Origin of the sequence: Pseudomonas sp. PS01300, assembly GCF_029960155.1 — a bacterium.
Lineage (GTDB): Bacteria > Pseudomonadota > Gammaproteobacteria > Pseudomonadales > Pseudomonadaceae > Aquipseudomonas > Aquipseudomonas palmensis.
Genome location: NZ_JASCPN010000036.1, coordinates 45,288 through 54,645, shown reverse-complemented (window position 1 = coordinate 54,645; position 9,358 = coordinate 45,288). Strand labels below are relative to the sequence as shown.

Annotated in this window: 21 protein-coding genes; all 21 read left to right on the top strand. The window is 56.0% G+C overall.

What is annotated here, in order from left to right; genetic code table 11:
* Window positions 1-425: EF-Tu/IF-2/RF-3 family GTPase (locus QMX96_RS17505; RefSeq protein ID WP_267800942.1), on the top strand; the 425-nt coding region annotated here is incomplete at its 5' end.
* Between the two features lie 143 nt (window positions 426-568).
* Complete coding sequence (gene rpsJ / locus QMX96_RS17500; protein WP_003186070.1) at window positions 569-880, top strand: 30S ribosomal protein S10; 312 nt, start codon at window positions 569-571, stop codon at window positions 878-880.
* An 81-nt stretch (window positions 881-961) separates the two neighbouring features.
* Window positions 962-1,597, top strand: a complete 636-nt coding sequence (rplC, locus tag QMX96_RS17495) for a 50S ribosomal protein L3 (RefSeq protein ID WP_043861931.1) — start codon at window positions 962-964, stop codon at window positions 1,595-1,597.
* Window positions 1,598-1,609: 12 nt separating this feature from the next.
* Complete coding sequence (rplD, locus tag QMX96_RS17490) at window positions 1,610-2,212, top strand: 50S ribosomal protein L4 (protein WP_010220305.1); 603 nt, start codon at window positions 1,610-1,612, stop codon at window positions 2,210-2,212.
* Complete coding sequence (rplW, locus tag QMX96_RS17485; RefSeq protein WP_009397515.1) at window positions 2,209-2,508, top strand: 50S ribosomal protein L23; 300 nt, start codon at window positions 2,209-2,211, stop codon at window positions 2,506-2,508. Before rplD ends, rplW begins: the two co-directional genes overlap by 4 nt.
* 14 nt (window positions 2,509-2,522) lie before the next feature.
* Window positions 2,523-3,347: a 50S ribosomal protein L2 gene (gene rplB / locus QMX96_RS17480; protein WP_078481646.1), complete on the top strand. Its 825-nt coding sequence runs from the start codon at window positions 2,523-2,525 to the stop codon at window positions 3,345-3,347.
* 16 nt (window positions 3,348-3,363) lie between these two features.
* A complete protein-coding gene (gene rpsS, locus QMX96_RS17475) occupies window positions 3,364-3,639 on the top strand; it encodes a 30S ribosomal protein S19 (protein ID WP_002555486.1) in 276 nt (91 codons plus the stop codon).
* A gap of 11 nt (window positions 3,640-3,650) precedes the next feature.
* Window positions 3,651-3,983, top strand: coding sequence for a 50S ribosomal protein L22 (rplV, locus tag QMX96_RS17470; protein ID WP_003103908.1), 333 nt, complete (start codon window positions 3,651-3,653; stop codon window positions 3,981-3,983).
* Between the two features lie 13 nt (window positions 3,984-3,996).
* Entirely contained in the window at window positions 3,997-4,683 is a 687-nt protein-coding gene (rpsC, locus tag QMX96_RS17465; RefSeq protein WP_010220308.1) for a 30S ribosomal protein S3, read from the top strand.
* Between the two features lie 12 nt (window positions 4,684-4,695).
* Window positions 4,696-5,109 carry a 50S ribosomal protein L16 gene (gene rplP / locus QMX96_RS17460; protein WP_003255479.1) on the top strand — a complete coding sequence of 138 codons (414 nt, stop codon included), beginning with the start codon at window positions 4,696-4,698 and terminating at the stop codon, window positions 5,107-5,109.
* Complete coding sequence (gene rpmC / locus QMX96_RS17455; RefSeq protein WP_002555481.1) at window positions 5,109-5,300, top strand: 50S ribosomal protein L29; 192 nt, start codon at window positions 5,109-5,111, stop codon at window positions 5,298-5,300. The genes rplP and rpmC overlap by 1 nt, the downstream gene beginning before the upstream one ends.
* Before the next feature lie 2 nt (window positions 5,301-5,302).
* Entirely contained in the window at window positions 5,303-5,569 is a 267-nt protein-coding gene (rpsQ, locus tag QMX96_RS17450; protein WP_008374160.1) for a 30S ribosomal protein S17, read from the top strand.
* A 23-nt stretch (window positions 5,570-5,592) separates the two neighbouring features.
* The gene (rplN, locus tag QMX96_RS17445) at window positions 5,593-5,961 is read left to right on the top strand and encodes a 50S ribosomal protein L14 (protein WP_002555479.1); all 369 of its coding nucleotides are present in this window, start codon (window positions 5,593-5,595) and stop codon (window positions 5,959-5,961) included.
* Window positions 5,962-5,972: 11 nt separating this feature from the next.
* The gene (gene rplX / locus QMX96_RS17440; RefSeq protein WP_008374158.1) at window positions 5,973-6,287 is read left to right on the top strand and encodes a 50S ribosomal protein L24; all 315 of its coding nucleotides are present in this window, start codon (window positions 5,973-5,975) and stop codon (window positions 6,285-6,287) included.
* A 20-nt stretch (window positions 6,288-6,307) separates the two neighbouring features.
* The gene (gene rplE / locus QMX96_RS17435) at window positions 6,308-6,847 is read left to right on the top strand and encodes a 50S ribosomal protein L5 (RefSeq protein ID WP_043861930.1); all 540 of its coding nucleotides are present in this window, start codon (window positions 6,308-6,310) and stop codon (window positions 6,845-6,847) included.
* A gap of 13 nt (window positions 6,848-6,860) precedes the next feature.
* The gene (gene rpsN / locus QMX96_RS17430; RefSeq protein WP_043861929.1) at window positions 6,861-7,166 is read left to right on the top strand and encodes a 30S ribosomal protein S14; all 306 of its coding nucleotides are present in this window, start codon (window positions 6,861-6,863) and stop codon (window positions 7,164-7,166) included.
* Between the two features lie 208 nt (window positions 7,167-7,374).
* Window positions 7,375-7,767, top strand: coding sequence for a 30S ribosomal protein S8 (rpsH, locus tag QMX96_RS17425; RefSeq protein ID WP_010220313.1), 393 nt, complete (start codon window positions 7,375-7,377; stop codon window positions 7,765-7,767).
* Between the two features lie 12 nt (window positions 7,768-7,779).
* Window positions 7,780-8,313, top strand: a complete 534-nt coding sequence (rplF, locus tag QMX96_RS17420; RefSeq protein ID WP_043861928.1) for a 50S ribosomal protein L6 — start codon at window positions 7,780-7,782, stop codon at window positions 8,311-8,313.
* A 10-nt stretch (window positions 8,314-8,323) separates the two neighbouring features.
* Window positions 8,324-8,674, top strand: a complete 351-nt coding sequence (gene rplR / locus QMX96_RS17415; RefSeq protein ID WP_043861927.1) for a 50S ribosomal protein L18 — start codon at window positions 8,324-8,326, stop codon at window positions 8,672-8,674.
* Window positions 8,675-8,677: 3 nt separating this feature from the next.
* Window positions 8,678-9,178, top strand: coding sequence for a 30S ribosomal protein S5 (rpsE, locus tag QMX96_RS17410; protein ID WP_043861926.1), 501 nt, complete (start codon window positions 8,678-8,680; stop codon window positions 9,176-9,178).
* 2 nt (window positions 9,179-9,180) lie between these two features.
* Window positions 9,181-9,357 (top strand): 50S ribosomal protein L30, encoded by a 177-nt coding sequence (rpmD, locus tag QMX96_RS17405; RefSeq protein WP_010220317.1) that lies wholly within the window; start codon window positions 9,181-9,183, stop codon window positions 9,355-9,357.
* The last annotated feature ends 1 nt before the right edge of the window (window position 9,358 follow it).

Sequence of the window (9,358 nt, the reverse complement as noted above, 5' to 3'; positions counted from 1 at the left end):
CCACCTGCACCGGTGTTGAGATGTTCCGCAAGCTGCTGGACGAAGGTCGTGCTGGCGAGAACTGCGGCGTGCTGCTGCGCGGCACCAAGCGTGACGACGTTGAGCGTGGCCAGGTTCTGGTCAAGCCAGGTTCGGTCAAGCCGCACACCAAGTTCACCGCAGAAGTCTATGTTCTGAGCAAGGAAGAAGGCGGCCGTCACACTCCGTTCTTCAAAGGCTACCGTCCACAGTTCTACTTCCGTACTACTGACGTGACTGGTAACTGCGAGCTGCCAGAAGGCGTTGAAATGGTAATGCCAGGTGACAACATCCAGATGACTGTCACTCTGATCAAGACCATCGCGATGGAAGACGGTCTGCGCTTCGCTATCCGTGAAGGCGGTCGTACCGTCGGCGCCGGCGTCGTAGCCAAAATCATCGAGTAATCGTTGATCGTTTAGAAAGGCCCCCGCTTTTGCGGGGGCTTTTTTATTGGGTTGACACTCAGTGGGGGTGTCTATAGAATCACGCCTCCTTTTAACGGGCGTAGTGCGCCCGGTGGGAATAGCAGCCTGGAGTCTGAAATCCAATGCAAAATCAGCAAATCCGTATCAGGTTGAAGGCTTTTGACCATCGCCTGATCGACCAATCCACCCAGGAAATCGTGGAAACCGCGAAACGTACTGGTGCTCAAGTGCGTGGTCCAATTCCACTGCCTACCCGTAAAGAGCGGTTCACCGTTCTGGTCTCCCCGCACGTCAACAAAGACGCGCGTGACCAGTACGAGATCCGTACTCATAAGCGCGTACTGGACATCGTCCAGCCAACGGATAAAACCGTTGATGCTCTTATGAAGCTCGATCTTGCGGCAGGCGTGGAAGTGCAGATCAGCCTCGGCTAAGACTCGGGTCTTAGTCGTGTAACGCTCTGAAATGGGCGGCCATAGCGGGTGAAAGCCCCGTACACTCATGAGGTTTACAACATGACTATTGGTGTAGTCGGTCGTAAATGCGGTATGACCCGTATTTTCACCGAAGAAGGTGTCTCCATTCCGGTCACGGTCATTGAGATCGAGCCGAATCGCGTCACCCAGTTCAAAACCGAAGAAACTGATGGCTATCGCGCAGTGCAAGTCACTGTTGGCGAGCGTCGCGCTTCGCGTGTGACTGCTGCTCAAGCAGGTCACTTCGCTAAAGCGAACGTTGCCGCTGGTCGCGGTGTCTGGGAATTCCGTCTTGAAGAAGGCGAGTACCAGGCTGGCGACTTGATCAATGCAGAAATCTTCGCTGCTGGCCAAATGGTAGACGTTACCGGTCAGTCGAAAGGTAAAGGCTTTGCCGGTACCATCAAGCGTTGGAATTTCCGCGGTCAAGACAATACCCACGGTAACTCCGTTTCCCACCGCGTCCCGGGCTCTATCGGCCAGTGCCAGACTCCTGGTCGTGTATTCAAGGGCAAAAAAATGTCCGGTCACATGGGCGCCGAGCGCGTGACCGTTCAGTCCCTCGAAGTAGTGCGCGTCGACGCTGAACGCAATCTGTTGCTGGTCAAGGGTGCCGTTCCTGGCGCTACTGGCGGCAATCTGGTTGTGCGTCCGGCTGCCAAGGCTCGCGGTTAAGGGGAAGCTGACATGCAACTAAATGTAAATGACGCTCAAGCGATCGAAGTTTCCGAACTGACTTTCGGCGGCGAATTCAACGAGACGCTGGTACACCAAGCAGTCGTGGCCTACATGGCCGGCGGCCGTCAGGGCACCAAGCAGCAGAAAACCCGTTCCGACGTTGCTGGTGGCGGCAAGCGCCCATGGCGTCAGAAAGGCACTGGCCGCGCTCGTGCCGGTACTATCCGTAGCCCAATCTGGCGTGGCGGCGGTACCACTTTCGCAGCTCGTCCTCAAGACCACTCGCAGAAGCTCAACAAGAAGATGTACCGCGCAGCAATGCGTTCCATCCTCGCCGAGCTGGTGCGTACCGACCGTCTGGTCGTGGTTCAGGACTTCGCTGTTGAAGCACCGAAAACCAAAGACCTGCTGAACAAACTGAACGGCATGGGTCTGAGCGACGTACTGATCGTTTCTGATGCTGTTGATCAGAATCTGTACCTGGCTGCTCGCAACCTGCCGCACGTCGATGTACGTGACGTACAGGGTTCCGATCCGGTCAGTCTGATCGCATACGACAAGGTGTTGATCACCGTGTCGGCCGTGAAGAAATTCGAGGAGCTGCTGGGATGAACCAGGAACGCGTATTTAAAGTTCTACTTGGCCCGCACGTTTCCGAGAAGGCCACGGTTCTGGCTGACAAGAAAGGCCAGTTCGTTTTCAAGGTTGCTACCGACGCAACCAAGCTGGAAATCAAGAAGGCCGTCGAAAGCCTGTTCAGCGTGAAAGTGGAAAGCGTGACTACCCTGAACGTTCTGGGTAAGACCAAGCGTACCGCTCGCGGTCTGGGCAAGCGTAATGACTGGAAGAAGGCGATCATCTCCCTTCAACCCGGCCAAGATCTCGATTTCAGCAGCAGTGCTGAGTAAGGAAGGGGTGCATCATGGCAATCGTTAAATGCAAACCGACTTCCCCTGGCCGCCGTTTCGTGGTCAAGGTGGTCAACAAGGAGCTGCATAAAGGCGCTCCTCACGCACCGCTGCTCGAGAAGAAATCGAAGTCTGGTGGTCGTAACAACAATGGCCGCATCACTACGCGTCACGTAGGTGGTGGTCATAAGCAGCATTACCGTATGGTCGACTTCCGTCGCAACGACAAGGACGGCATCGTCGCCACTGTCGAGCGTATCGAATACGACCCGAACCGTACTGCTCACATCGCACTGCTCTGCTACGCAGACGGCGAGCGCCGCTACATCATCGCCCCTAAAGGCGTGAGTGCTGGCGACCAGCTGATCGCAGGTGCTCTGGCTCCAATCAAGCCAGGCAACTCCCTGCAACTGCGCAACATTCCAGTGGGTAGCACCATTCACGGCATCGAACTGAAGCCGGGCAAAGGTGCACAGATCGCTCGTTCCGCTGGTGCTTCGGCTCAGCTGATCGCTCGCGAAGGTGTCTATGTGACCCTGCGTCTGCGCTCTGGTGAAATGCGTAAAGTCCTGGCTGAGTGCCGTGCGACCCTGGGCGAAGTCTCGAACTCCGAGCACAGCCTGCGTTCGCTGGGTAAAGCTGGTGCCAAACGCTGGCGTGGCGTTCGCCCAACCGTTCGTGGTGTTGCCATGAACCCGGTTGACCACCCACATGGTGGTGGTGAAGGTCGTACCTCCGGTGGTCGTCATCCGGTATCGCCATGGGGCTTCCCGACTAAGGGCGCGAAGACTCGTGGTAATAAGCGTACCGACAAAATGATCGTCCGTCGTCGCAAGTAAATAGAGGGATACGACAGTGCCACGTTCTCTGAAAAAAGGTCCTTTTATCGATCTTCACCTACTGAAGAAGATCGAAGTGGCGGCGGAAAAGAACGATCGCAAACCAGTTAAGACCTGGTCGCGCCGTTCGATGATCCTGCCACAAATGGTCGGTCTGACCATCGCGGTACACAACGGTCGCCAACACGTCCCAGTTCTCGTGAACGAAGACATGGTCGGCCATAAACTGGGCGAGTTCGCCGGTACCCGCACCTACCGCGGGCACGTGGCTGACAAGAAAGCCAAGCGTTAAGGGGTAAGGAAATGGAAGTAGCCGCTAAGTTGTCGGGCGCTCGCATCTCCGCCCAGAAAGCCCGCTTGGTCGCCGACCAGATCCGCGGGAAGAAGGTGGGCGAAGCGCTCAACCTGTTGGCCTTCAGCAGCAAAAAAGCCGCTGAAATCATGAAGAAAGTCCTCGAGTCGGCCGTAGCCAACGCCGAGCATAACGAAGGCGCAGACGTTGATGACCTGAAGGTCTCCACCGTTTTCGTCAACGAAGGGCGTTCGCTGAAGCGCATCATGCCGCGTGCCAAAGGCCGCGCTGATCGCATCGTCAAGCGGTCTTGCCATATCACTGTCAAGGTTGCGGACAAGTAACGGAGTCGATCAGATGGGTCAGAAAGTACATCCCACTGGCATTCGCCTGGGAATCGTCAAGGAGCACACCTCCGTCTGGTACGCAGACGGTCGGACTTATGCGGACTATTTGCTCGCAGATCTGAATGTGCGTGAGTACCTCCAAGACAAACTAAAAAGCGCGTCCGTTAGCCGTATCGATATCCATCGTCCGGCTCAAACTGCACGCATCACCATCCACACCGCTCGTCCAGGTATCGTTATCGGGAAGAAAGGTGAAGATGTTGAGAAACTGCGTCAGGACCTGACCAAGCAAATGGGTGTGCCTGTGCACATCAATATCGAAGAGATCCGCAAGCCGGAACTCGACGGTATGCTGGTAGCTCAGAGCGTAGCTCAGCAGCTGGAGCGTCGTGTGATGTTCCGTCGCGCCATGAAGCGCGCTGTACAGAACGCCATGCGTATTGGTGCCAAGGGCATCAAGATCCAGGTGAGCGGTCGTCTCGGCGGTGCTGAAATCGCACGTACTGAATGGTATCGCGAAGGTCGTGTGCCACTGCACACCCTGCGTGCCGACATCGACTATGCCACTTACGAAGCTCACACCACTTACGGTGTGATCGGTGTGAAGGTTTGGATTTTCAAAGGCGAAGTTATTGGTGGTCGCCAAGAAGAACTGAAACCACAAGCACCAGCGCCTCGTAAAAAAGCTGCTAAGTAAGGGGTACGCCAAATGTTGCAACCAAAGCGTACAAAATTCCGCAAGCAGATGACTGGCCACAACCGTGGTCTGGCACTGCGCGGTAGCAAAGTCAGCTTCGGCGAGTTTGCTCTGAAAGCTGTTGCTCGCGGTCGTCTCACCGCTCGCCAGATCGAATCGGCACGTCGTGCCCTGACCCGTCACGTAAAACGTGGCGGCAAGATCTGGATCCGTGTATTCCCGGACAAGCCGATCTCCAAGAAGCCTCTCGAAGTGCGGATGGGTAAAGGTAAGGGTTCCGTGGAGTACTGGGTTGCCCAGATCCAGCCAGGCAAGGTCCTGTACGAGATCGAGGGTGTTTCTGAAGAGCTGGCGCGTGAGGCATTCGCCTTGGCGGCTGCAAAGCTGCCTCTCGCCACCTCCTTTGTTAAGCGGACGGTGATGTGATGAAAGCGAATGAACTTCGTGAAAAATCAGCACAGCAGCTGAACGAGCAACTGCTCGGCTTGCTGCGCGACCAGTTCAATCTGCGTATGCAGAAGGCAACTGGCCAGTTGGGGCAGTCGCACCTGCTCTCGCAAGTTAAGCGTGACATCGCTCGCGTGAAAACTGTGCTCAACCAGCAGGCAGGTAAGTGATCATGGCTGAAGCTGAAAAAACCGTCCGTACGCTGACTGGCCGTGTCGTCAGCGACAAGATGGACAAAACCATCACCGTACTGATCGAGCGTCGCGTAAAGCACCCGATCTACGGTAAATACGTTAAGCGTTCGACTAAGCTGCACGCGCACGACGAAACCAACCAGTGCCACATCGGCGACAAGGTCTCCATCCGCGAGACTCGTCCGCTGGCCAAGACCAAGTCCTGGGCACTGGTTGAAGTTCTCGAACGCGCTGTTGAAGTCTAAGGGCTAGGGGTCGGAGAAATTTTATGATTCAGACTCAATCCATGCTCGATGTGGCCGATAACAGCGGCGCTCGTCGCGTCATGTGCATCAAGGTGCTCGGCGGTTCGCACCGTCGCTACGCCGGTATCGGTGACATCATCAAGGTAACCGTCAAGGAAGCAATTCCTCGCGGTAAAGTGAAGAAAGGCCAGGTGATGACTGCTGTTGTAGTCCGCACTCGCCACGGTGTCCGTCGTGCTGACGGCTCCATCATCCGCTTTGATGGCAATGCTGCTGTTCTGCTGAACAACAAGCAAGAGCCGATCGGCACCCGTATCTTTGGGCCAGTGACCCGTGAACTTCGTACTGAGAAGTTCATGAAGATCGTCTCGCTCGCCCCAGAAGTGCTGTAAGGAGATCCGACATGCAAAAGATTCGTCGTGACGACGAGATCATCGTGATCGCCGGCAAAGACAAAGGTAAGCGCGGTAAGGTGCTCAAGGTTCTCGCTGACGACCGTCTGGTCGTTGGTGGGATCAACCTGGTGAAGCGTCATACCAAGCCTAACCCTATGTCGGGCGTACAAGGCGGTATCGTCGAGAAAGAAGCGCCACTGCACGCTTCCAACGTCGCCATCTTCAACGGCGAAACCAACAAGGCTGACCGCGTTGGTTTCAAAGTAGAAGAAGGCAAAAAAATTCGTGTCTTCAAGTCGACCCAAAAAGCGGTTGATGCTTGAACACTGCTAGGTAGAAGACCATGGCACGACTGAAAGAGATTTACCGGAAGGAAATTGCTCCCAAGCTTAAGGAAGAACTTAAGCTGGCGAACGTGATGGAAGTTCCGCGCGTTACCAAGATCACCCTGAACATGGGTCTGGGCGAAGCTGTCGGCGACAAGAAAGTCATCGAGCACGCTGTAGCTGACCTCGAGAAGATCACCGGTCAAAAAGCCGTTGTGACTTTCGCTCGGAAATCCATCGCGGGCTTTAAAGTCCGTGAGGGCTGGCCGATCGGCGTCAAAGTCACTCTGCGCCGTGATCGTATGTACGAATTCCTGGACCGCCTGCTGGCGATCTCCCTGCCTCGGGTTCGCGACTTCCGCGGCCTGAATGCCAAGTCCTTCGACGGTCGTGGCAACTACAGCATGGGCGTGAAAGAGCAGATCATCTTCCCGGAAATCGACTACGACAAGATCGATGCTCTGCGCGGTCTGGACATTACCCTGACCACCACTGCTCGTACGGATGACGAAGGTCGCGCTCTGCTGCGCGCTTTCAAATTCCCGTTCCGCAACTGATTGGAGTAGGAAAATGGCCAAGAAGAGCATGAAAAACCGCGAGCTGAAGCGTCAGCTCACGGTTGCTAAATACGCCAAGAAGCGTGCTGAGCTCAAAGCTACCATCGTTAATCTGAATGCAACTCCAGAAGAACGTTGGGCAGCCTCGATCGCTCTGCAGAAGCAGCCACGTGACGCAAGCGCCTCGCGCATGCGTAACCGCTGCCGCATCACCGGTCGTCCACACGGCGTTTACCGCAAGTTCGGCCTCGGCCGTAACAAGCTGCGTGAAGCAGCAATGCGCGGTGACGTTCCAGGTCTGGTCAAAGCCAGCTGGTAAGACGTACCGGCAGGGCCCTGGCGGCGGGGGAGTGATCTTCCGACCGCCGGTGATCTTGCAACGAAACAAGCCCCTTATGGGGCTTGTTTCGTTTCTGGGATGTGTCTAGAATGACCGGCTCACCTGAGCCCGGGTTTTTTGCCCGTTGTGTTCAGGTGACTGTAGTAGCCGAAAGGCTAATTTTTCTTGTATCAGGAGCGTCTAGCCCATGAGTATGCAGGACCCGTTAGCGGACATGCTAACTCGAATCCGTAATGCCCAGATGGCTGAAAAGTCCGTCGTAAGCATGCCGTCCTCGACCCTGAAGGTGGCTGTAGCCAAAGTTCTGAAAGACGAAGGTTACATCGCGGGTTATCAGGTCAGCAGTGAAGTCAAACCTTCGCTGTCCATCGAGCTGAAATACTTCGAAGGCCGTCCGGTCATCGAGGAAGTCAAGCGCGTAAGTCGTCCAGGCCTGCGTCAGTACAAGTCCGTCGAAGAACTGCCGAAAGTACGTGGCGGTCTGGGCGTGTCTATCGTCTCCACCAACAAAGGTGTGATGACTGATCGTGCTGCGCGCGCTGCCGGTGTCGGCGGCGAAGTACTCTGCACAGTGTTCTAAGGGGGGATAAGCATGTCTCGCGTCGCTAAGAACCCCGTTAAGCTGCCAGCCGGTGTCGAAGTCAAATTCGTCGGCCAACAGCTTTCGGTGAAGGGTGCCAAGGGCACTCTCGAACTGAACGTTCACTCGTCCGTTGAAGTTGTTGAAGAAGCTGGTGAGCTGCGTTTCGCTGCTCGCAACGGCGACCAACAAACTCGCGCAATGGCCGGCACTACCCGTGCACTCGTGAACAACATGGTCCAGGGCGTAAGCCAAGGCTTCGAGCGCAAGCTCCAGCTGGTCGGTGTTGGTTACAAGGCGCAAGCCAAGGGCACCGTGCTGAACCTGGCGCTCGGCTTCTCGCACCCAGTGGATTATGAACTGCCTGAGGGCATCACCGCTGAGACCCCTAGCCAGACCGACATCCTGATCAAGGGTATCGACAAGCAGCTGGTAGGTCAGGTGGCCGCTGAAATCCGCGACTTCCGTCCACCAGAGCCGTACAAAGGCAAGGGTGTGCGTTACGCGGACGAAGTCGTCCGTCGTAAAGAAGCCAAGAAGAAGTAGGGCATAGCAAATGACCGACAAAAAAGTTACTCGACTGCGTCGCGCTCGCAAAGCACGCCTGAAAATGCACGAACTCGAAGTCGTGCGTCTCTGCGTGTTCCGCTCCTCGCAGCACATCTATGCCCAGGTCATTTCGGCCGACGGCAGCAAAGTCCTGGCCAGCGCCTCGACTTTGGACAAAGACCTGCGTGATGGCGCCACTGGCAACATCGACGCGGCCACTAAGGTTGGCAAGCTGGTAGCTGAGCGCGCGAAAGCCGCCGGTGTATCTCAAGTTGCCTTTGACCGTTCTGGCTTCAAGTACCACGGCCGCGTTAAAGCGCTGGCAGATGGTGCTCGTGAAGGCGGACTGGAGTTCTAAGTTATGTCAAATAACGATCAAAAGCGCGACGAAGGCTACATCGAGAAGCTGGTTCAAGTTAACCGCGTAGCCAAAACCGTAAAAGGCGGCCGTATCTTCACCTTCACCGCGTTGACCGTGGTAGGTGATGGCAAGGGTCGCGTTGGTTTCGGCCGTGGCAAATCGCGCGAAGTACCTGCTGCGATCCAGAAAGCCATGGAAGCTGCCCGTCGCAACATGATTCAGGTAGACCTGAACGGCACCACTCTGCAGTACGCCACCAAGTCCGCCCACGGCGCTTCGAAGGTGTACATGCAGCCTGCTTCCGACGGTACCGGTATCATCGCCGGTGGCGCGATGCGTGCTGTCCTGGAAGTTGCTGGCGTTCAGAACGTCCTGGCCAAGTGCTACGGCTCGACCAACCCAGTGAACGTGGTTCATGCCACTTTCAAGGGTCTGAAGGCTATGCAATCTCCTGAATCCATTGCTGCCAAGCGCGGCAAGAGCGTCGAGGAGATCCGCTGATCATGGCTACCGTCAAAGTAACGCTGATCAAAAGCACCGCCGGCCGTCTCCCTAACCACAAACTGTGTGTTAAGGGTCTGGGTCTGCGCCGCATCGGTCACACTGTAGAAGTCCTGGATACTCCCGAGAATCGCGGGATGATCAACAAGGCTTACTACATGCTGCGCGTCGAGGGTTAAT